The following is a 22,194-nucleotide window of genomic DNA, read 5'->3' as shown; positions in this document are numbered from 1 at the left end:
TGCCGGTATAAGACGTCATGCCGCGCCGACATATGGTTGCAAAATCTGGGTTATGGTACGGCAAAAGGCAGAGGCTCGGTTCAAAGCACGAAACCGATCAGGGGAGAGCGTTCATGTCCATTCGCAGTCAGATGTTGTCGCAGGCCGCAGCCGGCATTGCCGTTGCCGGCGCGTTTGGTTTGGCGACGGTTTGGGCGCCGGCGCAGGCGCAGGAGAGCGTGAAGGTCGGCCTGATCCTGCCGATGACCGGCGGCCAGGCGTCGACTGGCAAGCAGATCGACAATGCGGTCAAGCTCTACATGCAGCAGAAGGGCGACACCGTCGCCGGCAAGAAGATCGAGATCATTCTGAAGGACGACGGTGCGGTTCCCGATAACACCAAGCGCATCGCCCAGGAGCTGATCGTCAACGACAAGGTCAGTTTCATCGCCGGCTTCGGCGTTACCCCTGCAGCCCTTGCAGTGGCGCCGCTGGCGACGCAGGCCAAGATCCCGGAAATCGTGATGGCGGCGGGCACCTCGATCATCACCGAGCGTTCGCCCTACATCGTGCGCACCAGCTTCACGCTGGCGCAGTCCTCCACCATCATCGGCGACTGGGCCGCCAAGAACGGCATCAAGAAAGTCGCGACGCTGACCTCCGACTACGCGCCCGGCAACGACGCGCTGAATTTCTTCAAGCAGAATTTCACCGCCGGCGGCGGCCAGATCGTCGAAGAGGTCAAGGTGCCACTGGCCAATCCCGACTTCGCGCCGTTCCTGCAGCGGATGAAGGATTCCAAGCCCGACGCCGTGTTTGTGTTCGTGCCGGCCGGGCAGGGCGGCAACTTCATGAAGCAATATGCCGAGCGCGGCCTCGACAAGACGGGCATCAGGGTGATCGGCCCCGGCGACGTGATGGACGATGATCTCCTGAACGGCATGGGTGACGCCGCGCTCGGCGCCGTTACCGCGCATCATTACTCCGCCGCGCATCCATCCGCGATGAACAAGGAGTTCGTTGCCGCCTACAAGAAGGCGTACGGCAATCGTCCGGGCTTCATGGCGGTGAGCGGCTATGACGGCATCCACATGATCTATGAGGCGTTGAAAAAGACCGGCGGCAAGACTGACGGCGATGCGCTGGTCGCGGCCATGAAGGGGATGAAGTGGGAAAGCCCGCGCGGCCCGATCTCGATCGATCCGGAAACCCGCGACATCGTGCAGAACATCTACATCCGCAAGGTCGAGAAGGTCGGCGGCGAACTCTACAGCATCGAATTCGCCACGTTTGAAGCCGTCAAGGATTCCGGCAAGACCAAGAAGTGACCGCAGATCATCCCAGGCGCGGGCGTCAGCGCGAACCCGGGATATCGACATTGTTGCACAAGATTCCGGGTTCAGCGCCGCGCGCTGCCCCGGAATGACTAGAGCGTTTTCAAGCGAAGTGGATACCGGTTCGCGTGAAGAAAACGCGTCAAAACAAAAAAAGATAGAGCCCCGTTCCGATTCAATCGGAACGGCTCTAGTCCAGAGTTTTCCGGCACGCATTCATGACCACGCTGTTTACCATCCTGTTCGACGGCGTCGCCTATGGCATGCTGCTGTTCGTGTTGGCCTGCGGGCTGGCGGTGACGCTTGGGCTGATGAATTTCGTCAATCTCGCGCATGGCGCATTCGCCATGACGGGCGGCTACGTCTGCGCGGTGCTGGTCAATCAATCCGGCTGGCCGTTCTTTGCGGCGCTGCCGCTGGCCTTTGTCGTCAGCGCGGCGATCGGCGTGGCGCTGGAGCGCTCGCTCTATCGTCACCTCTACACCCGAAGCCACCTCGACCAGGTGCTGTTCTCGGTCGGCCTCGTCTTCATGTCGGTGGCGGCGGTCGACTACATCATGGGATCGTCGCGGATCTTCATCAAACTTCCCGCGGCCCTCGAAGGCCAGATCGATGTCTTCGGCGTCGGCGTCGGCCGCTACCGGCTGATGATCATCGTGATCTGCGGCCTCCTGACCGCCGGCCTCCAGCTGGTGCTGGCGCGCACCCGGTTCGGCAGCCGGCTGCGGGCGGCGGTGGACGATCCGCGCGCGGCCAGCGGGCTCGGCATCAACGTGCCGCAGGTATTTGCCTTTACCTTTGCGTTCGGCTGCGGTCTCGCCGGTCTCGGCGGCGCGCTCAGCGCAGAGATTCTCGGGCTCGACCCGTATTTTCCGCTGAAGTTCATGATCTACTTCCTGATCGTGGTCACCGTCGGCGGCTCCTCCAGCATCACCGGGCCGTTTCTGGCCTCGCTGCTGCTCGGGATCGGCGACGTCGCCGGCAAGTATTACGTGCCCAAGATGGGGCCGTTCGTGATCTACACCATCATGATCGTGATCCTGATCTGGCGTCCGAACGGCCTGTTCGGCCGCACGGCTGCGCGATGATGCCGACATGACCGCGCAAGCCGACGTTGGATATCATGCCAGGCAGCACGCGCGCTGGCGCCTGAGCGAGGTCGCGTTCTGGATTCTCGCGCTGGCCAGCGCCTTCCTGTTTCCATCGCGCTATCTGATCATGACCGACATCCTGCGGCTGGCGCTGTTTACGCTGTCGCTCGATCTGATCCTCGGCTATGCCGGCATCGTTTCGCTCGGCCACGCGGCGTTCTTCGGCGTCGGCGCCTATTCCGCCGGGCTGCTGGCGCTGCACGGCATCATCACCGAGCCGGTGGTCGCGCTGGTTGCCGCCGGTCTCGTCGCCACCGTGGTCGGCTTCCTCACCAGCTTCCTCGTGATCAGGGGCGTCGACCTGACCCGCCTGATGGTGACGCTGGGGATCGCGCTGCTGCTGGAAGCGCTGGCGGAGCGCTTTTCCAACATCACCGGCGGCACCGACGGGCTGCAGGGCATCGAGATGCAGCCGATCCTCGGCCTGTTCGCGTTCGACATGTTCGGCAAGGTCGGCTTCTTCTACTGCCTTGCGGTATTGTTCATCCTGTTCCTGCTGGCGCGCCGCGTCGTGCACTCGCCGTTCGGGCTGTCGCTGCGCGCGATCAAGAACAATCCGCTGCGGGCGGCCGCGATCGGCATCCCCGTCAACCGCCGCCTGATCGCGGTCTATACGCTGTCGGCTTTCTATGCCGGGATCGCCGGCGCGCTGTTCACCCAGACCACCGCGCTGGCCTCGCTCGACGTGTTCGCGTTCGAGCGCTCCGCGGACTTGATGCTGGTGCTGGTGATCGGCGGCACCGGCTACCTCTACGGCGGTTTGATCGGCGCCGTGGTATTCAAGATGCTGCAGGAAGTGTTCTCGACCCTGACGCCGCAATACTGGCAGTTCTGGATCGGCCTCGTGCTGGTGGTGATCGTGCTGGTCGGCCGGGCGCGCATGCACCGCTGGGCGCTGTGGCTGCCGAACCTGGTAATCCGGCAATTCGCCGGCCGCAAGGCCGTCGTTGCCGTTCCCGAAAGCGACGCGTCATGACGACTGCGCTGGAAACCAGAGGGCTGGAAAAGAAGTTCGGCGCGCTCCGGGTCACCCGCGAACTGTCGCTCAAGATCGAGCAGGGCGCCCGCCACGCGCTGATCGGCCCCAACGGCGCCGGCAAGACCACCGTGATCAACCTTTTGACCGGCGTGCTCAAACCCGATGCCGGCCGCATCCTGCTCGAAGGCAACGACATCACCGATTTGCCGGTGCATGCCCGCGTGCTGCGCGGGTTGTCGCGCACCTTCCAGATCAACCAGCTCTATGCCGATCTGACGCCGCTCGAGACCATCGGTCTGGCGGTTTCGGAACGGCTCGGCCGCGGCGGCGACTGGTGGCGCCGGATGGGCACCCGCGACGACGTCAATGCCGAGATTGCGGAGACTCTGGCGCGTTTCCGGCTGCTCGACGTGATGAACGACCTGACGGCGACCTTGCCGTACGGCAAGCAGCGCCTGCTGGAGATCGCGGTCGCAATCGCCGCCAAGCCGCGGGTGTTGCTGCTCGACGAGCCCGCCGCCGGCGTTCCCGCCAGCGAGCGCCAGGATATTCTCGCTGCCGTCGCAGCGCTGCCGCGCGACGTCACCGTGCTCCTGATCGAGCACGACATGGATCTGGTGTTCTCGTTCGCCGACCGCATTTCGGTGCTGGTCAGCGGCGGATTGCTGGTGGAAGGCCCGCCGGACCAGGTGGCGCGCGACCCCGCAGTCAAGGCGGTCTATCTCGGCGAGGCGACCGATGCCTGACCTGCTCGCCATCGAAAGCCTGCGCGCCGGTTACGGCGAAGCCGTCGTGCTTCCCGATATGTCGCTGCGTCTCGAGGAAGGCCAGGCGCTGGCGCTATTGGGGCGCAACGGCACCGGCAAGACCACGCTGATCAATTCGATTGTCGGGGTCACCCGCCGTTTCGGCGGCACCATTGCGCTGGGCGGGGTGGACATCACCGGGATGCGGCCGGACCAGCGGGCCCGGGCGGGCATCGGCTGGGTGCCGCAGGAGCGCAATATCTTCCGTTCGCTCACGGTGGAAGAGAACATGACCGCGGTGGCGCAGCCGGGCCTGTGGACGGTCGCCAAGGTCTACGAGATGTTTCCGCGGCTGAAGGAGCGCCGCAACAATTTCGGCAACGAGCTCTCCGGCGGCGAGCAGCAGATGCTGGCGATCGGGCGCGCGCTGACCCTCAATCCGAAGGTGCTGCTGCTGGACGAGCCGACCGAGGGGCTGGCGCCGATCATCGTCGAGGAGCTCTTGAAGGCGCTCGGCACCATTACCCGCGCCGGCGGCATTTGCTCCATCATTGTCGAGCAGCACGCGCAAAAGATTCTAGGGCTTGCCGACCGCGTTGTGATATTGGAGCGCGGCACGATCGTCCATGATGCGGCAAGTAGCACGCTGAAGGCCGATCCGGCGGTACTGGAACGCTTCCTCGGCGTCTCCGGCGCCGCCGCACACTAGTTCGTTCCTGACGCGTATTTCGTCACGCGAGCCGGCATCCAATGCGCTTGAAAACGCCTAAAATTTTCGGGAGTTGAGACCATGCAGCGAACCAAAGCCCCTTTCCGCGCCGATGAGGTCGGCAGCCTGTTGCGGCCGCCGCGCATCAAGGAGGCGCGCGCCAGACTGGAGAAGGGCGAGATCTCGGCCGACGACCTCCGCAAGGTCGAGGACATGGAAATCGAGAAGGTCGTGCACAAGCAGGCCTCGATCGGCCTGAAGCTGGCGACCGACGGCGAATTCCGCCGCTCCTGGTGGCATTTCGACTTTCTCGCCAAGCTCACCGGCTGCGAACTCTTTCACCCCGAGACAGGCATCCAGTTCGCGGGCGTCGAGACCCGGCATGACGCGGTGCGGGTGATCGGCAAGCTCGACTTCCCGGACAATCATCCGATGCTGGACCACTTCCGCTTCCTGAAGAAGCAGTGCGATACCGCTCATGTGATGCCGAAGATGACGATTCCGTCGCCGGCGGTGCTGCACTTCCGCGGCGGCCGCAAGTCGATCTCGAAGGACGTCTATCCCGATCTCGACGCGTTCTTCGAGGATCTCGGCAAGACCTACCGCAAGGCGGTCAAGGCGTTCTACGATGCCGGCTGCCGCTACCTCCAGTTCGACGACACGGTCTGGGCCTATCTCTGCTCGCAGGATGAATTGCGCAAAGCCCGCGAGCGCGGCGACAATCCCGACGGCCTGCAGGAGATCTACGCCCGCATCATCAACTATGCGATCGCAGAGCGCCCGGCCGACATGACCATCACCACCCATGTCTGCCGCGGTAATTTCCGCTCAACCTGGATTTCGTCCGGCGGTTACGAGCCGGTGGCGGAGACCATGCTGGCCGGCACCAACTACGACGGCTACTTCCTCGAATACGATTCCGAGCGCGCCGGCGGCTTCGAGCCGCTGCGCTATCTGCCGAAAGGCAACAAGATCGTGGTGGTCGGCGTCATCACTTCGAAATCGGGCGAACTGGAAAAGAAGGATGACATCAAGCGGCGGCTGGAAGAGGCGAGCAAGTTCGTTCCGCTCGATCAGCTCGCGGTATCGCCGCAATGCGGCTTCGCCTCGACCGAAGAGGGCAACCTCCTCACCGAGGAAGAGCAGTGGGCGAAACTGAAGCTCGCGGTCGATGTCGCAAACGAGGTGTGGGGCAAGTAGCTTCGCGCTCGTCCGGCCCGGCCAGAAACCGGCCATGAACCGGGCATGCCGCGGAGCCTGCATGCCCGAACCGGCCGCAGTCAAACCGCCTTGAGCTTGCGATAGGCGAACCAGACCATCTTCAGGAGCAGCCAGCCGTCGCGAAAGCGCGAGATCTGGGTTTCGCCGAAGGTGCGCGCCTTGTAGTGGATGGGCGTCTCGACAATCTTCAGGTTCTGCTTGGCGGCGCCGAAAATCAAGTCGAAATCGCCGAACGGATCGAAGTTGCCGAAATAGCCGCGCTCCCGCGCCAGCACCTCGTAGTCCTTGCGCAGCAGCACCTTGGTTCCGCACAGCGTGTCGGTCAGGCGGGTATTGACGAGATAGCTGAACAGATAGGCAAAGCAGCGGTTGGCGATGAAGTTCAGCGGGCGCATCGCTTCGTTTTCCATCGGGTAGACCAGCCGGGTGCCGTTGACGAATTCGGCTTTGCCGCTCTCGATCACCGCATGGTATTTCGGCAGCGCTTCCGGCGGCATCGTCAGGTCGGCGTCGAGGATCATCAGCACGTCGCCGGTCGCGGCGGCAAAACCCTTGCGAACGGCGTCGCCCTTGCCCTTGCCGTCCTGCTTCAGCACCTTGATGTCCCAGCTGTCCTTGTAGGCGTCGCGCACGCGCTCGCACTCCTCGAACGTGCCGTCGCTGGAGTTTCCCTCGACGAAGAGGATTTCCTGGGCGGAGCCGAATTTCGGCATGCGCCGGATCGCGTTTTCGATGTTACCCTTCTCGTTGCGGCAGGGAATGAGAATGCTGGCGGAGAATTTCCGGTCCGGAAACGGCCGCACCGGGCGCCCGACCAGGTAGGTTCGCAGGCACAACTGCCGGATGCCCGGCAGCGGCGCGATGAAGCGGTTGATGAACGGGCCGAGCCCGAGCCAGCGCCGCGGCAGCAATTGCCGCTGCTCCTGGCTGATCACCTCGAAATCGGCGAGGTCCATCAGGTTCCTGAAGTCGGCGGTGGCGATGTAGTTGATCTTGGGCTGCTTGCTGCGCAGGCCCATCGCCTCGGCGAGTTTCAGGACCGGCTCCCACAAATGGGAGTAATAGGCGATGATGATGCGCGTCGAAGGCGAGCACAAATTCTGCACGAGCCGTAACGTGCCGTCGATGTCCTCGAACAGGCCGATGGTATCGGCCATCACGATGTATTCGAACGGGCCTTCGATGGCGGCCAGCGTCGCCGGATCTTCGAAGTCGCCGTGGACGAAATTCAAGCCCGGATGCAGCGCGCGCGCCTTCTCGATGGCCTTGGCGCTGAAATCGATGCCGACGCCATAGGACGGCTCGAGCGCGGCCAGCAAATCTCCCCGGCTGCAGCCGAGTTCCAGCACCCGCTTTCCCGGCGGAATCAGGAACCGCATGAACTTGCGGTCGTCGTCGTGATAAGCGGCGTTGAATTCGCGCCAGCGATCCAGTTCCTCGCTGTTGGTCTCGAAATGGTCGAGCAGGTCGCGCTTGCGCTGGCTGGAAAGCTCGACTGAAGCCGTGGGGACGGATCGTGCGGGATTCATGACGGCCTCGGATGGAGTCAAAGTTTGGGGCTCTTGATCAGGGAAGGCGATCGGACAGGCCGCCGCGTTTCGCAAAAAACGCGGCCGCTTTCAATCGATGTCCCGCGTTTTAGACTGAACTGGCTGCAAACTGTACCGGAATTGGTCCCGCGGGGCCCAAAATCTGGCCGGAACCGCGCCGCCGGCCAACCCTCGCTACTTCTCCGCCAGATAGACCTCGCCGAGCAGGGAGGAATTCGACCACGGCACCTGTTTGGCTTTGGTCGCGGCGACGACTTCGGCGCGGACACGCGTCAGCATCTGCTGCACCTCGAGCCCTGATGTGCCGATGTGGCGCGACAGCGCCGCCGAGAACGGGCTGTTGGCGCCTTCGCCGTCGAGCGCGACCTGGCCCGGGGCGGTCGCAAACGCGATCAGCGTTCCCGCGCCCAGCGTCGCGCCGGCACCGAGCGCAGCCGGCGCCGCCAGTCCCGATCCGGCTTCGATGGCGCGGTTGGCTCCCGCAGAGGCAACCTGCGGCTCAAGCGGATTGTTGCGGCAGGCGTCCAGGATCAGGATGTTGGTGCGGACCTGGTCGTCGAGGCCGGCGAGAATCGTATCCATGTCGATCATGGCGTCCGTCATGCTGGCGCCGGCCTGCAGCCTGACATCGACCGGAACCAGGTAATTGCGGCCGTCGATCTGGACGCCGTGGCCGGCGTAATAAACGATGGCGACCTGCGCGCGCGCCGCCTCGCGCAGGAAATCGCGGGTCGTCTTCTGCATCGCCGCGCGGTCGAGATCGACGCCTTCGGAGACGGTGAAGCCGATTTCGCGCAGGCTCTTTGCAACCGAACGCGCATCGCTGGGCGGATTGGGCAGTGCCTTGACGTTGGCATAGGCGCCGTTGCCGATCACCAGCGCGACGCGCCGGCCGGCGAAACCAGCTCCGGCCGCGGCTGGCGGCGGCGCCGACGCCGCCTTCGGCTCGGATGCGGAGGGTGTCCCCGGTGCTGCGCGCGGCGTAGGCAAAGGTGGTGCGACCGGGTCCGACAGCAGCGAGAGGCGGACCTTTGCGGTGGCCTGATTGGCCTTGCTTGCGGCATCGACGGCGACGCCTTCCAGCGTTGCCTTGAAGTCTTCCCGGGCGTGCTCATAGTCGCCCTTCGCCTCATAGGCGAGGCCGCGCTGGACATAGGCCGATATCAGCACGCTGCCCGGCGGCGTCATGATGTTGACCGGCGCCCTGGCCTTGGCGAGCCGAATCGCCTCGGTGCCGTCGGCGATGGCGCGGTCGAAGTCGCCTTTGGCGCGCCAGATCACGGTGCGGTTGTTGAGCGGGGAGGGTAGCGTCGGGTTGATCCGGATCGCCTCGTTGATGTCGGCGAGTGCACCGTCGAGGTCGCCGAGCGCCTGTTTGGCGGAGCCGCGGTTCTGGTAGGTGTACGCATCCTTCGGGCCGAGATTGATCGCCGAATCGTAATCGGCGATGGCTTTCGCGTAATCGCCCTTGGCGCGAAAGGCGTTGCCGCGGTTGTGATAGATGATGCCGCCGGGTGGGCCGATCCGCAGCGCGTCGCTGAAATCGGCAATCGCGATGTCGTACTCGCCCTTGTCGTAATAGGCCGAGCCGCGCAGGTTATAGAGCGCGATATCGGGCTTCAGGCGCAGCGCCTCGGTGGCATCGGCGATCACCTGGCTATAATTGCCCTTCTTGTTCCAGCCCACCGCGCGCCAGAAATAGATCGTCGCCAGTTTCTCGCCGGAGAACACCTTCAGCGCGACGATCTTGTTGCAGGCGTCGATCTGCTGGTCGGCAGGCGTGGTAGCGGTGGTGCAGAGCGGCCCGAGCTGCGAGCGCGCTTGCGCGAGGGCGGGCGCCGACCACGGCATCATTGCGGCCAAGGCGAGCATCGGAATCAAATGGCGCATGAAATCCCCGGGCATCGAACAGCTTGCGCCGGTTTGTTGCCGGGGATGGTCCGGGGGTTCAAGGCGCTCATTCCATCGGTGGGCAGAAGGTGGTAGCAAGCACCCGCAATCCGCCGCTGCCCACCTGTCCGGCCCAAATCCAGCCCGATGAAGAACGACCAGATTCTCAGCCAGATTTCCGAGTTCTGCCGGCAGGCCGACATGGCGGAATCGACCTTCGGCCGCCGCGCCGTCAATGACGGCAAGCTGGTGCACCGCTTGCGCGAGGGCAAGCGTATCACCATCGACACCCTCGACCGGATCCATGCCTATATCGCAGCCGCCATGCCCGGCGGGGTGCCGCCGCCGCGCGGGCTCGAGGTCCCGCCCGAGAAGCGCGATCCCAGAGGCAATTTCCGGTTTTTCGAGAACCGGCAGAAATACCTGCTGTTCGTCCATACCTGCAGCGAGAAGCGGGTGATCGCGGACCGGGTGGGGCTGGAACTTTCCAGCATCCACCCCCGGCCGCCGGCGCTAAGGGTGTTCGATGCCGGTGTCGGCGACGGCACGGTGCTGGCGCGGGTGATGCGGTCGATGCACGGCCGCTTCCCCCATATGCCGTTCTATATCGCCGGTAAGGAGCTCAGCCTCGAGGATGTCCGGCTGACCCTCGACAAGGTGCCGGACCGGCTGTTCGAGCACCCGGCGACCGTTTTTGTGCTGACAAACATGTATTACGCCGAGGCGCCCTGGCTGACCCCGGCCTCGCCCGCGGCCGCCGCCGGGATGATCTGGCACGAGGTGGCGCTCCGGGGGGCTTCCTCGGGCGAATTCGAGGCCCAGATCGCCGAGCTGGGGCCGTTCCTGGAGCAGAACTGGCGGGCCAATGTCAGCCCGCGCTCGGGGATGCCGGTCTATGAGCGGCCGGTCGCCATCGTGTTGTACCGGGAGGACCACCGGTTCCTGCTTGATTCGATCATCCCCCGCGCCGGCCGTTCCGAGGCCAATTTTGACCTTATCATCGCTTCCCAGCCCTACCGGGCCAAATCCTCGGTTAATTTCCGGGCCAAGCGGATCATCGCACCGCTGGCCCGGGCGCTGCGGGCCGGGGGCCGTTTGATCGGAATTCACTCCCATGGCCAGGATCCCGGGATCGAGATCATCCAGGCGGTCTGGCCCGGAGAAAATCCTTTCGCGGTGAGCCGTCATGAGCTATTGCGCGCGGTGAAATACGAGCTGGGGTCTGCGGCCCGCGATCTTAACTTTAATGCGTACGCCGATAACCGTTCGATCTTCCGGTATGATATGGAAGCGCTGCCCAACGAGGTCACCGGCTCGATCGGAACCTCGACGGCCTTTGCAGCGTGGAATGCGGCGGTGTATGTCGCCCAGATCGAAGACGACCGGTTGACGGAAATGACTCAAAGCGGCCGTTACCTCGATGCCACCAGGGAAGTTCTGCGCAAGCATAACGGGCTCTGGTTCTACGACGAATCCTACGTCATCTCGCGCCGTCGCGACTGACATTTCAGGACACATTTCGAACGACCGCCGAGGTCTGGCGGAAACAAGGGGTTCTCTTGATGCGCGCGTCTTATCTGTTCACCTCCGAGTCGGTTTCCGAAGGTCATCCGGACAAGGTCTCGGATCAAATCTCCGATGCGATCCTCGACGCCTTCATCGAGAAGGACGTCAAGCTCGGTATTGCCGATGACAGTCTCGTCAATACCCGGCTCGGCTGCGAGACGCTGTGCACCACCAACAAGATCGTGATCGCCGGCGAAGGCCGCGGCCAGCTGTTCCGTACCATCCACGGCCAGTCGGTGGTCGACCGCGAGCTGATCACGCAGATCGCGCGCGATGTCGTCAAGGACATCGGATACGACCAGAACGGCTTCTCGTACCATGGCGCCGATGTCGAGGTTCTGCTGCACGGCCAGTCGCCCGACATCGCCATGGGTGTCGACGCCAAGAAAAAGAAGAGCGGCGAAGAAGAGGGCGCCGGCGATCAGGGCATGATGTTCGGATATGCCTGCACCGAGAGCGAGGTCTACCAGAAGGGCTCCTACATGCCCGCGCCGATCTACTTCGCGCACAAGATCCTGAAGGTGCTGTCGGAGAAGCGGCGCAACGGCCAGCTCGCCGACCTGCAGCCCGACGCCAAGAGCCAGGTCACGGTGAAATACGTCAACGGCAAACCGGTCGGCTGCACCAAGGTCGTGGTCTCGACCCAGCACAATGAGCGAAGCCGCAACAACAAGAAATATTCGCCGGGCCTGATCAAGGAGATGATCTCGACCGCGGTGGAGTCGGCGCTGCCGAAGGGCTGGATGCCGGCGAAGTCGTCCGACTTCCTGGTCAACCCGACCGGCAATTTCGTGGTCGGCGGTCCCGACGGCGACTGCGGCCTGACCGGCCGCAAGATCATCGTCGACACCTATGGCGGTTACGCCCCGCACGGCGGCGGCGCCTTCTCGGGCAAGGACCCGACCAAGGTCGACCGTTCCGCCGCCTACGCCGCGCGCTACCTCGCCAAGAACGTGGTTGCCGCCGGCCTCGCCGACCGCTGCACCATCCAGGTGGCCTACGCGATCGGCGTCGCCGATCCGATGTCGCTCCTGGTCGATACCCACGGTACCGGCAAGGTCGATGAGAAGAAGCTCGAGAAGATCCTGCCGGAGCTGTTCCGTCTGACGCCGACCAACATCCGTCGCACGCTGAAGCTCAACCGTCCGATCTACCGCCGCACCGCGGCCTATGGTCATTTCGGCCGCTCGCCGGAAAAGGATGGCGGGTTTTCCTGGGAAAAGACCGATCTTGCCGACGCGCTGAAGGGCGCGGTCTGACTTTCTCCGTAATTGTCTTGCGTATTCCGGAAAGCACGAATGCTTTTCGGAATATGCTTTTTTAAGGGATCCATCATATGACCGCCGCCGCCAAGAAGCCCGCCTTTACCGACTACATCGTCAAGGACATCTCGCTCGCCGAATTCGGCCGCAAGGAAATCTCGCTGGCCGAGACCGAGATGCCCGGCCTGATGGCGACGCGCGAGGAATACGGCCCGAAGCAGCCCCTGAAGGGCGCGCGCATCGCGGGCTCGCTGCACATGACGATCCAGACCGCGGTCCTGATCGAGACGTTGGCCGCCCTGGGCGCCGACATCCGCTGGGTCTCCTGCAATATCTATTCGACGCAGGACCATGCCGCGGCCGCGATCGCGGCGGCCGGCATTCCGGTGTTTGCGGTGAAGGGCGAGAGCCTGGTCGAGTATTGGGACTACACCGCCAAGCTGTTCGACTGGCACGGCGGCGGCACCCCCAACATGATCCTCGATGACGGCGGCGACGCCACCATGCTGGTGCATCACGGCCTGCGCGCCGAGAACGGCGACGTGAAGTTCCTCGACAAGCCGGGTTCGGAAGAAGAGGAAGTGTTCTTCGCGTTGATCAAGAAGCTGTTGAAGGAAAAGCCGAAGGGATGGTTCGCGGAGATCGCCAAGAACATCAAGGGCGTCTCGGAAGAGACCACCACCGGCGTGCACCGGCTCTACAACATGGAGAAGGAAGGCAAGCTCCTTTTCCCGGCGATCAACGTCAACGACAGCGTCACCAAGTCGAAGTTCGACAATCTCTACGGCTGCCGTGAATCGCTGGTCGACGGCATCCGCCGCGGCACCGATGTGATGATGTCGGGCAAGGTCGCGATGGTCGCGGGCTTCGGCGACGTCGGCAAGGGTTCGGCCGCCTCGCTGCGCCAGGCCGGCTGCCGCGTCATGGTCTCCGAAGTCGACCCGATCTGCGCGCTGCAGGCGGCGATGGAAGGCTATGAAGTCGTCACCATGGAAGATGCCGCACCCCGCGCCGACATCTTCGTCACCGCGACCGGCAACAAGGACATCATCACCATCGAGCATATGCGCGCGATGAAGGACCGCGCCATCGTCTGCAACATCGGCCACTTCGACAACGAGATCCAGATCGCAGGTCTGCGCAACCTGAAATGGACCAACGTCAAGCCGCAGGTCGACGAGATCGAATTCCCCGACAAGCACCGCATCATCCTGCTGTCCGAAGGCCGCCTGGTGAATCTCGGCAACGCCATGGGGCATCCGTCGTTCGTGATGTCGGCGTCCTTCACCAACCAGACGCTGGCGCAGATCGAGCTGTTCGCCAACAACAAGGACGGCAAGTACCAGAAGAAGGTCTACGTGCTGCCGAAGTCGCTGGACGAGAAGGTGGCGCGGCTGCACCTGGCCAAGATCGGCGTCAAGCTGACCGAGCTGCGCCCCGACCAGGCCGAGTATATCGGCGTCAAGCCGCAGGGCCCGTTCAAGGCGGATCATTACCGATATTGATTTGAGCGTCATTCCGGGGCGCGCGACGCCAAATATCAGGGGCCCCGGAGCGATCCGGGGCCTTCGTTTGTCGGTTGCATTTTCGCCCGGCTTGCTGGTTAAGTGATTGCAACCATACGGCAAGCCGAATTGCCGGAAGATTGTCAGGGAAACGACCATGCCAGCAGAACATTTCGACGTGCTGATCGTCGGCGCCGGGCTTTCCGGCATCGGCGCGGGCTATCACCTGCAGCAGAAGTGTCCGGGCAAGAGCTTTGTCATTCTCGAGGGCCGCGACTGTATCGGCGGGACCTGGGACCTGTTCCGCTATCCCGGCATCCGCTCCGACAGCGACATGTTCACGCTAGGCTATTCGTTCAAGCCATGGACCGAGGCCAAGGCGATCGCCGACGGGCCGCAAATCCTGAACTATGTCCGCGAGACCGCGGCCGAGAGCGGCATCGACAGGAAGGTCCGCTACCATCATCGGGTCAGGCGGGCGTCGTGGTCGACGCCGGAAGCGCGCTGGACGGTGGAAGCCGAACGCATATCGGGCGAGGGCACCACTGAAATCGTGCGCTTCACCTGCAATTTCCTGTTCATGTGCTCCGGCTACTACAAATACGAGGAAGGCTACACGCCGGAATTTTCAGGCCGCGAGAATTTCGCCGGCCGCATCGTGCATCCGCAGAAATGGCCCGAAGATCTCGACTACGCCGGCAAGCGCGTGGTGGTGATCGGCTCGGGCGCGACCGCGGTGACGCTGGTGCCGGAGATGGCCAAGAAAGCCGGTCACGTCACCATGCTGCAGCGTTCGCCGACCTACGTGGTGTCGCGTCCGGCGCAGGACCCGGTCGCCAACAAATTGCGGCGCAACCTGCCCTCGAAGCTCGCCTATCACCTGATCCGCTGGCGCAATGTGCTTTGGGGGATGTATTTCTTCCAGCTCTCGCGGCGCAAGCCCGATCGGGTCAAGCAACTGATCCTCGGCGGCGTCAAGATGGCGCTCGGTCCGAATTACGACATCGCCACCCATTTCACACCGCGCTACAATCCCTGGGACCAGCGGCTCTGCCTGGTGCCGGACGGCGACCTGTTCAACGCGATCAAGGAACAGCGTGCTTCCGTCGTCACCAGGGAGATCGACGGCTTCACCAGGAGCGGCATCAAGCTGAAGGACGGCAGCGAACTCGAAGCCGACATCATTGTCACCGCCACCGGCCTCGTGCTGCAGGTGCTCGGCGGTATGGAAGTCAGCGTCGACGGCCGCGCGGTCGATTTCTCGAAAACGCTGAACTACAAGGGCATGATGTATTCCGACGTGCCCAATCTGGCGTCGTCGTTCGGCTACACCAATGCGTCGTGGACGCTGAAATGCGACCTGACCTGCGAATATGTCTGCCGCCTGATCAACTACATGGACCGGCACGGCTACAAGCAGTGCATGCCGCACAATGTCGATCCCAGCATCACCGAACTGCCGTCGCTGGATTTCTCCTCCGGCTACGTGCAGCGCTCGATCGCGAAGATGCCCAAACAAGGCTCGAAGCGGCCGTGGCGGCTCTATCAGAACTACGCGCTCGACATCGTCACGCTGCGCTACGGCAAGGTCGATGACGGCGTGATGCAGTATTCGTAGGAGGTGCAGCAGGGGTTCGGGGTTTGCGCGCCAACGCCGCATGCGTTGTTTCGCGTATTCGCGCACCCAGGCGAATCGTTCATCGTGGCGACACGGTTAACACCGGATTAACCGGTGACTCCTAGGCTGGCGCGGCTGGGGCTTGAAACCGCATGAGGAAGCCCATGGACGCCCAGAAGATTGCCGTCGATGCCATCGTGGCGCTGACCGATTGCGACCGCGAGCAGGTTGCCGCCTTCATCCGCAGGCTCTACCTCACCGGCGTCAAGGACCCCAAGCGCCTGACCTTCAAGGGCCTGCAGGCGATGGCGCGGGGCTGAGGGGCCGGCAAAGAGGCCGGGCTCACAACGGTTGTTGGTAGACGTAGTGGCAGACCCTGATCGCGCCGCCGGGGCGCTCGCCGGATGACTTCCTACGGAAAGACCCTTCGAACTGGTCTTACGCTGCGACCGGCCAGGGGTGCCTTCTCCGCGCTGAGCCGGAAAACAGACTCGTTGACGTCAAGCTGAACCGAGCGATTGATAAGCGTCACGGGCGCGCGCACCCGGATGACGCAGACGGATTAGATCAGATGGAAGTCGCCGGCATGCAGGCCGGCAAGCGTCTTGTCTTGCAGCGTGATCGTATTGCCCTCATCATGGGCGATCACCACGTTGCCGCGCTCGTCGTCGGCGGCGTCAAAGAGGATCGCCGCAGCGCCTGCGAGAATGCTGTGGTCGATCTGAATGGTGTCCTGACCGGACTCGAAACTGGAGATCGTGTCCTTTCCAAAATTGGCTGCGAACACGAAGGTATCGCTGCCGCCGCCGCCCGCCATCATGTCATTGGCAGATGAACCGGCAATTGTGTTGCCTGCTTCGCTGTGAACTGTGTCGTTCGAGATCGGCGTGTTTGCCGACGCCGTCACCGTCGCGAATGCGGTCGCGGAAAACGTTCCGTGGCTATCGACGGTCTGCAACGCGATCGTGTCGTTGCCGCCCGCCAGGAATGCCCACTGGCTGAGCTGGCCGATCGGGATGCCGAACGCCTGGTTGTCGTTTTGCACGACGCCATTGAAGGTCAGGTGCCCACCGCCCGCCGAGCGGTCGCTGACCCAGACCTGCACCACGGAATCCCCGGCGTCCGGATCGGTCAGGCCGGTGAACAGCGTGCTCAGCGCCACCGATGTTCCGGACGCGACGGTCTGGTTGTTGGGGGTCGGGGTCGCCGGCGGATTGTTCGGCGCCGGCGCCGAGACGCTAACCGACGCGAATGCAGTTGCGGAAAACGCGCCGTGGCTATCGACGGTCTGCAACGCGATAGTGTCGGTGCCGCCCGCCAGAAACGCCCACTGGCTGAGCTGGCCGATCGGGATGCCGAACGCCTGGTTGTCGTTTTGCACGACGCCATTGAAGGTCAGGTGCCCACCGCCCGCCGAGCGGTCGCTGACCCAGACCTGCACCACGGAATCCCCGGCGTCCGGATCGGTCAGGCCGGTGAACAGCGTGCTCAGCGCCACCGATGTTCCGGACGCGACGGTCTGGTTGTTGGGGGTCGGGGTCGCCGGCGGATTGTTCGGCGCCGGCGCCGAGACGCTAACCGACGCGAATGCAGTTGCGGAAAACGCGCCGTGGCTATCGACGGTCTGCAACGCGATAGTGTCGGTGCCGCCCGCCAGAAACGCCCACTGGCTGAGCTGGCCGATCGGGATGCCGAACGCCTGGTTGTCGTTTTGCACGACGCCATTGAAGGTCAGGTGCCCACCGCCCGCCGAGCGGTCGCTGACCCAGACCTGCACCACGGAATCCCCGGCGTCCGGATCGGTCAGGCCGGTGAACAGCGTGCTCAGCGCCACCGATGTTCCGGACGCGACGGTCTGGTTGTTGGGGGTCGGGGTCGCCGGCGGATTGTTCGGCGCCGGCGCCGAGACGCTAACCGACGCGAATGCAGTTGCGGAAAACGCGCCGTGGCTATCGACGGTCTGGAACGCGATATTGTCGGTGCCGCCCGTCAGAAACGCCCATTGGCTGAGCTGGCCGATCGGGATGCCGAACGCCTGGTTGTCGTTTTGTACGACGCCGTTGAAGGTCAGGTGCCCACCGCCCGCCGAGCGGTCGCTGACCCAGACCTGCACCACGGAATCCCCGGCGTCCGGATCGGTCAGGCCGGTGAACAGCGTGCTCAGCGCCACCGATGTTCCGGACGCGACGGTCTGGTTGTTGGGGGTCGGGGTCGCCGGCGGATTGTTCGGAGCCGGCGCCGAGGCGCTCACTGTCGCGAATGCGGTTGCGGAAAACGCTCCGCGGATATCGACGGTCTGCAACGCGATAGTGTCGGTGCCGCCCGTCAGAAACGCCCATTGGCTGAGCTGGCCGATCGGGATCGGTCCATACGCCTGGTTGTCGTTTTGCACGACGCCGTTGAAGGTCAGGTGTCCGTTACCCGCGGTGCGATCGCTCACCCAGACCTGCGTCACCGAATCCCAGGCGTCCGCATCGGTCAGGCCGGTGAACAGCGTGCTCAGCGCCACCGAGTTCCCGGACGCCATGGTCTGATTATGGGGGGTCGGGGTCGCCGGCGGGTTGTTCGGTGCAATCGCAACCGTTTGGTCGTCAAAGGTCAGGGCTTCGACGTTGACCAGCATGTCGACGCCGTCGGAACCGGAAACCTGCACGGCCCCGCTGCTCAGAATGGTCACCTGATACGCCGAGCGTAGTCCAGCGAACACTGCCGTATCGGTGCCGCCGCCGCCATCGATCGTATCGTTCCCGATACCGCCGATCAGCGAATCGTTTCCGCTGCCGCCGTACAGGGAATCGATGCCGCTGCCGCCGTACAGCCTGTTGCCCGCGTCGTTTGCGATCAGCGTGTCGTTTCCGCTGCCGCCGATAGCAATTTCGATGATTGCGTTGAGTGCGATCCCGATGTTGTTGATCAATCCGCCCACCGAGCAAAAACTGCCGGCATGCAGATTGATGGTCTGGGCGGTTGAATAGCCGGAGCAATCCAGAGTGTCGTTGCCGCCGCTGTCGTAGATCGTCAGCGCGGGCGCCTGGGTATAGTTGTTGAAGTCGAATATCGATCCCGCGGTGTTGTGGAAGCCATAAACGGTATCGCCGGCGCGGGTGGTGGCGGCGCCATAGATCGCATTGACTGCGTAGATGTCGGCCATTTGCGGCGTGACCACGTATCGGTACGAGCCGCTGTAACTGTTTTGCGGGAAGTACGACATGACAGAGTACTGCCAGGTGTCGTCGGCATAGATCGCGTCGGTCGAATAGCTCGCGCTGCCGTTGTAGGGACCCTGGTGACCCAGGCCGAGCGCGTGACCGATCTCGTGGATGTAGGTCTGGTATCCGTAGCTGTCGATTCCGGTCCGGCCGTCATTTGCGCCGCCATCGTTCGTGATCCAGTCGGCGCTGATGTTGATGACGGCCCAATGGATGATTCCGGAGCCGCTGTCGTCGTCATATTCATAGGCGGTCATCGTGCCGTTGTGAGTGAACGTGATGTTCGCGGCGCCGGAGGTTTGAACGAAGGTCAGGTTGGCAACTTCGTGCCAGGCATTCAGCGCCGATTGCGCGAGCATCTGCTCGTTGGCGTTGAGGCCGCTGAGGTTGTAGCTGATGGTCGACGAGGCCCAGTGGTGGGCAGACGTGCTGTTGTATTGCCAGAAGCCGTTGATCAGGTAATCGGCGAGCTGCGGGATCGTTGCGACCGGCTTGGCTGCGCTGTTGACCGAATTGACCGTGCCGGCATCAACCGCTGCAGCCGGAGCGAGCGGGAAAGATTCGTCGCCATCGCCGACGGCGCCGAACCAGGACTTCTTCGAGAAGCTGCTCAAGTGACGCCTATCTCCAGATGTCGGACGCTGGAATTTTCCGCCGAATCGGTGCCAATGCCTTTTTCACCATATTACGGATAGCTTTTCGTTTAGAAACCTTTACGGCGGAGGCTTCAATTGCAGCAGAGCCGTCAAATGTGTCCGCAGAATTCCCCTGGCCTCAGCGGCGTACCCCGTAGTTCTCCTGGGGGCAGGATAGAGCGCGGCCGAGCCGGAATCGCCCGCCGCGACGCAAAAAAGGGCCCCGGACCGGGGTCCGGAGCCCTGTTGTCGGCGGCCTGGCCGCAAAGGGCCGGCTTATGCCGCCGGCTTGCCGATCGAAACCTTCAGCGTGCCGACGCCATCGACGCCGCATTCGATCTTGTCGCCGGGGTTGAGCTGGGAGACGCCGGCCGGCGTTCCCGTCATGATGATGTCGCCGGCGGCGAGCGCGACCTGCTGCGACAGCTGCCAGATGATCTCGGGCACGCTCCAGATCAGTTCGGTGAGGTCGCCCTTCTGTTGTTCCTTGCCGTTGACTGTGAGCCAGATCCTGCCCTTGGCGGGATGGCCGATCTTGGCGGCCGGCTGCAGCGCGGAGCAGGGCGCGGAATAGTCGAAGGATTTGCCGACTTCCCACGGCCGCTCTTTCTTGCGCGAAGCGATCTGCAGGTCGCGGCGGGTGAGGTCGATGCCGACCGCATAGCCGTAGACGTGATCGAGCGCCTTGTCGGCCGGTATGTTGAGGCCGCCGCTCTTCATGGCGACGACCAGTTCGACCTCGTGGTGCAGATCCTTGGTCAGCGGCGGATAGGGGATGGTGGCGCCATCCGGGACCAGCATGTCGGCGTGCTTGGCGAAGAAGAACGGCGGCGCCCGCTCGTCATTGCCCATCTCGCGGATGTGCTCGAGATAATTGCGGCCGACGCACCAGATGCGCCGGACCGGATAGGATTTCGTTTCGCCGACGACGGGAAGCGAGGGCTGCGGGGAAGCGGGAATGACGTAGGCTGTTGCGTTCATGACGGTCTCGGCGAGGGTTGAGGGCAGGAGTCGGCAGGTAGCTTTACGCGGTTGCGCTGATCGGCGCCAGCGTCAGCGGCCCCGCTTCGCGATGCTGCAGGCGGAAGAACGACGCATAGCGCCCGCCGCGGCGCAACAGATCGTCGTGCCGTCCGCGCTCGACGATCTCGCCGCCCTCGACCACCAGGATGGCGTCGGCGTGCATGATGGTGTGCAGGCGATGGGCGATGACGATGGTGGTGCGGTTCCGGCAGAGATGTTCGATCGCCTCCTGGACCTGCTTTTCGGACTCTGAATCCAATGCCGCGGTGGCTTCGTCCAGCAGGATGATCGGTGCGTTCTTGATCAGCGCGCGGGCCACCGCAATGCGCTGGCGCTGGCCGCCGGACAGCTGTGTGCCGTGCTCGCCGACCGGGGTGTCGTAGCCGAGCGGAAAGCCCATGATGAACTCGTGCGCGCAGGCGGCCTGGGCGGCAGCCACGATCTCGTCCTGCGTCGCGCCGATCTTGCCGAAGGCGATGTTGGCGCCGATGGTGTCGCGGAACAGGTAGACGTCCTGCCCGACATAGGCGGTCTGCTGGCGCAGCGATTTTCGCGATACGCCGGAAATGGCCTGCCCGTCGATCAGGACGGCGCCGTCGTTCACTTCATAGAGCCGCAGCAGCAGCGCCAGCACGGTGGACTTGCCGCCGCCGGAGGGGCCGACCAGTGCCGTCATCTTGCCGGGCTCGGCGACAAAACTCATGCGGTTGAGCACGGGCTCGTCCGGACGGTAGGCGAACGTCACGTCGCAAAACTCGACCCGCGCGTCGATCAGCTTGAGCGCCGGCTTGTCGTCGTCGACGGGCTCGCTGGAGGGGCTGTCGACGATCTCCAGCAATTTGCGAGCGCCGATCAGGTTGCTGTTGAGCTCGATATTGAGCCGCGCCAGCCGCTTGGCCGGCTCATAGGCCATCAGGAACGCGGTCAGGAACGAGAAGAACTGACCGGGCGTTGCGCCCATCGCGACCACGCTGTAGCCGCCATACATCAGCCCGGCCGCGACCGCGAAGCCGCCCAGCGTCTCCATCAGCGGGCTCGACCGGTTGGAGACCCGCGCCATCTTGTTGGCGTTGCGCTCGACTGCGGCGATCGAGGTGTCGATCCGCTCGCGCATGGTCTGTTCGAGCGTGAACGCCTTCACGGTGCGGATGCCCTGCAGCGATTCCTGCATGATTTCGAGAATGTCGGCGGTGCCGGTGAACTGGTTGTGCGCGAGGCCCTTGATCCGCTTCACCAGCTTGCGCAGCACCAGCATCGCCGGCGGCGCCACCGCGAAACCGAGTAGCGCCATGTAGGGGTCCTGCATCAGCATGACGGCGACGAGGCCGATCAGCAGCAGCAGGTCGCGGCCGAGCGCATTGATCAGGAGGTTGAGCACCTGCGTCACGGAAGCCGCGCCCGCGGTCAGCCGCGCCAGAAATTCCGACGAATGCCGCTCCGAGAAGAAGCCGACGCTCTCGCTCATCAGCTTGGCGAACAATCGGCGCTGGTTGTTGGCGAGAATGGCATTGGAGATCTTCGACAGGATCACCTGGTGACCGTAGGTCGCAACACCCTTGAGGATGAAGATCAGGACGGTGACCCCCGACAGGATCGCGATGCCGCGCACATCCTTGTCGACATAGGCCTTGTTGATGACCTCGCCGAGGATATAGGCCGACAGCGCCGTTGCGCCGGCCGAGACCGCCATCAGCACGAAGGCGAGCAGATAGCGCCGCCAGTAGGTCAGGCCCTGCTCGTTGATCAGGCGGCGAATCAGGATCGCTGCGCCATAGGGATCGTCAGTGATTTTCTTCGGAAATTCGGTCATCCGCGTT

Annotated in this window: 16 protein-coding genes; 11 read left to right on the top strand and 5 right to left on the bottom strand. The window is 63.6% G+C overall.

Annotated elements, in window-relative coordinates; genetic code table 11:
• Positions 1-113: 113 nt before the first annotated feature.
• The 6 genes from KMZ68_RS18805 to KMZ68_RS18780 all read left to right on the top strand — a co-directional run bounded on the left by KMZ68_RS18805 (position 114) and on the right by KMZ68_RS18780 (position 6,098).
• Positions 114-1,307 (top strand): ABC transporter substrate-binding protein, encoded by a 1,194-nt coding sequence (locus KMZ68_RS18805; RefSeq protein WP_215612676.1) that lies wholly within the window; start codon positions 114-116, stop codon positions 1,305-1,307.
• Positions 1,308-1,531: 224 nt separating this feature from the next.
• Positions 1,532-2,401 (top strand): branched-chain amino acid ABC transporter permease, encoded by an 870-nt coding sequence (locus KMZ68_RS18800; protein WP_215612675.1) that lies wholly within the window; start codon positions 1,532-1,534, stop codon positions 2,399-2,401.
• Positions 2,402-2,408: 7 nt separating this feature from the next.
• Positions 2,409-3,440: a branched-chain amino acid ABC transporter permease gene (locus KMZ68_RS18795; RefSeq protein ID WP_215612674.1), complete on the top strand. Its 1,032-nt coding sequence runs from the start codon at positions 2,409-2,411 to the stop codon at positions 3,438-3,440.
• A complete protein-coding gene (locus KMZ68_RS18790) occupies positions 3,437-4,189 on the top strand; it encodes an ABC transporter ATP-binding protein (RefSeq protein WP_215612673.1) in 753 nt (250 codons plus the stop codon). Before KMZ68_RS18795 ends, KMZ68_RS18790 begins: the two co-directional genes overlap by 4 nt.
• Positions 4,182-4,898: an ABC transporter ATP-binding protein gene (locus KMZ68_RS18785; RefSeq protein WP_215612672.1), complete on the top strand. Its 717-nt coding sequence runs from the start codon at positions 4,182-4,184 to the stop codon at positions 4,896-4,898. Before KMZ68_RS18790 ends, KMZ68_RS18785 begins: the two co-directional genes overlap by 8 nt.
• Positions 4,899-4,979: 81 nt before the next feature.
• Positions 4,980-6,098, top strand: coding sequence for a cobalamin-independent methionine synthase II family protein (locus tag KMZ68_RS18780; protein WP_215612671.1), 1,119 nt, complete (start codon positions 4,980-4,982; stop codon positions 6,096-6,098).
• Positions 6,099-6,178: 80 nt separating this feature from the next.
• Here the strand turns inward: KMZ68_RS18780 and KMZ68_RS18775 are convergent, their stop codons facing one another.
• Positions 6,179-7,648: a glycosyltransferase gene (locus tag KMZ68_RS18775; protein ID WP_215612670.1), complete on the bottom strand. Its 1,470-nt coding sequence runs from the start codon at positions 7,646-7,648 to the stop codon at positions 6,179-6,181.
• A gap of 195 nt (positions 7,649-7,843) precedes the next feature.
• A complete protein-coding gene (locus KMZ68_RS18770) occupies positions 7,844-9,559 on the bottom strand; it encodes a caspase family protein (RefSeq protein ID WP_215612669.1) in 1,716 nt (571 codons plus the stop codon).
• 147 nt (positions 9,560-9,706) lie between these two features.
• Between KMZ68_RS18770 and KMZ68_RS18765 the strand changes: the two genes are divergently transcribed.
• From KMZ68_RS18765 to KMZ68_RS18745, 5 genes are all read left to right on the top strand, one after another.
• On the top strand, positions 9,707-11,062 hold the full coding sequence (locus tag KMZ68_RS18765) for a hypothetical protein (protein WP_215612668.1): 1,356 nt from the start codon (positions 9,707-9,709) through the stop codon (positions 11,060-11,062).
• A gap of 59 nt (positions 11,063-11,121) precedes the next feature.
• Positions 11,122-12,384 carry a methionine adenosyltransferase gene (metK, locus tag KMZ68_RS18760; RefSeq protein ID WP_215605809.1) on the top strand — a complete coding sequence of 421 codons (1,263 nt, stop codon included), beginning with the start codon at positions 11,122-11,124 and terminating at the stop codon, positions 12,382-12,384.
• A gap of 77 nt (positions 12,385-12,461) precedes the next feature.
• The gene (ahcY, locus tag KMZ68_RS18755) at positions 12,462-13,892 is read left to right on the top strand and encodes an adenosylhomocysteinase (RefSeq protein WP_215612667.1); all 1,431 of its coding nucleotides are present in this window, start codon (positions 12,462-12,464) and stop codon (positions 13,890-13,892) included.
• A gap of 157 nt (positions 13,893-14,049) precedes the next feature.
• On the top strand, positions 14,050-15,510 hold the full coding sequence (locus tag KMZ68_RS18750) for a flavin-containing monooxygenase (protein ID WP_215612666.1): 1,461 nt from the start codon (positions 14,050-14,052) through the stop codon (positions 15,508-15,510).
• 164 nt (positions 15,511-15,674) lie between these two features.
• The gene (locus tag KMZ68_RS18745) at positions 15,675-15,830 is read left to right on the top strand and encodes a hypothetical protein (RefSeq protein ID WP_215605812.1); all 156 of its coding nucleotides are present in this window, start codon (positions 15,675-15,677) and stop codon (positions 15,828-15,830) included.
• Between the two features lie 242 nt (positions 15,831-16,072).
• Here the strand turns inward: KMZ68_RS18745 and KMZ68_RS18740 are convergent, their stop codons facing one another.
• From KMZ68_RS18740 to KMZ68_RS18730, 3 genes are all read right to left on the bottom strand, one after another.
• A complete protein-coding gene (locus KMZ68_RS18740; protein WP_215612665.1) occupies positions 16,073-19,333 on the bottom strand; it encodes a M10 family metallopeptidase in 3,261 nt (1,086 codons plus the stop codon).
• A 297-nt stretch (positions 19,334-19,630) separates the two neighbouring features.
• Positions 19,631-20,335 carry a fumarylacetoacetate hydrolase family protein gene (locus KMZ68_RS18735; protein WP_215612664.1) on the bottom strand — a complete coding sequence of 235 codons (705 nt, stop codon included), beginning with the start codon at positions 20,333-20,335 and terminating at the stop codon, positions 19,631-19,633.
• Positions 20,336-20,378: 43 nt separating this feature from the next.
• Positions 20,379-22,187, bottom strand: a complete 1,809-nt coding sequence (locus tag KMZ68_RS18730; RefSeq protein ID WP_215612663.1) for an ABC transporter ATP-binding protein — start codon at positions 22,185-22,187, stop codon at positions 20,379-20,381.
• Positions 22,188-22,194 lie beyond the last annotated feature (7 nt).

This window comes from Bradyrhizobium sediminis (assembly GCF_018736105.1).
Taxonomy (GTDB): domain Bacteria; phylum Pseudomonadota; class Alphaproteobacteria; order Rhizobiales; family Xanthobacteraceae; genus Bradyrhizobium.
This window is presented reverse-complemented; position numbering and strand designations above follow the sequence as displayed.

Coding starts and splice junctions, on each gene's coding strand:
- KMZ68_RS18800 (WP_215612675.1), top strand. CDS start 1,532: ATGACCACGCTGTTTACCATCCTGTTCGACGGCGTCGCCTATGGCATG.
- KMZ68_RS18805 (WP_215612676.1), top strand. CDS start 114: ATGTCCATTCGCAGTCAGATGTTGTCGCAGGCCGCAGCCGGCATTGCC.
- ahcY (WP_215612667.1), top strand. CDS start 12,462: ATGACCGCCGCCGCCAAGAAGCCCGCCTTTACCGACTACATCGTCAAG.
- metK (WP_215605809.1), top strand. CDS start 11,122: ATGCGCGCGTCTTATCTGTTCACCTCCGAGTCGGTTTCCGAAGGTCAT.
- KMZ68_RS18795 (WP_215612674.1), top strand. CDS start 2,409: ATGACCGCGCAAGCCGACGTTGGATATCATGCCAGGCAGCACGCGCGC.
- KMZ68_RS18780 (WP_215612671.1), top strand. CDS start 4,980: ATGCAGCGAACCAAAGCCCCTTTCCGCGCCGATGAGGTCGGCAGCCTG.
- KMZ68_RS18770 (WP_215612669.1), bottom strand. CDS start 9,559: ATGCGCCATTTGATTCCGATGCTCGCCTTGGCCGCAATGATGCCGTGG.
- KMZ68_RS18735 (WP_215612664.1), bottom strand. CDS start 20,335: ATGAACGCAACAGCCTACGTCATTCCCGCTTCCCCGCAGCCCTCGCTT.
- KMZ68_RS18785 (WP_215612672.1), top strand. CDS start 4,182: ATGCCTGACCTGCTCGCCATCGAAAGCCTGCGCGCCGGTTACGGCGAA.
- KMZ68_RS18730 (WP_215612663.1), bottom strand. CDS start 22,187: ATGACCGAATTTCCGAAGAAAATCACTGACGATCCCTATGGCGCAGCG.
- KMZ68_RS18750 (WP_215612666.1), top strand. CDS start 14,050: ATGCCAGCAGAACATTTCGACGTGCTGATCGTCGGCGCCGGGCTTTCC.
- KMZ68_RS18745 (WP_215605812.1), top strand. CDS start 15,675: ATGGACGCCCAGAAGATTGCCGTCGATGCCATCGTGGCGCTGACCGAT.
- KMZ68_RS18775 (WP_215612670.1), bottom strand. CDS start 7,648: ATGAATCCCGCACGATCCGTCCCCACGGCTTCAGTCGAGCTTTCCAGC.
- KMZ68_RS18790 (WP_215612673.1), top strand. CDS start 3,437: ATGACGACTGCGCTGGAAACCAGAGGGCTGGAAAAGAAGTTCGGCGCG.
- KMZ68_RS18765 (WP_215612668.1), top strand. CDS start 9,707: ATGAAGAACGACCAGATTCTCAGCCAGATTTCCGAGTTCTGCCGGCAG.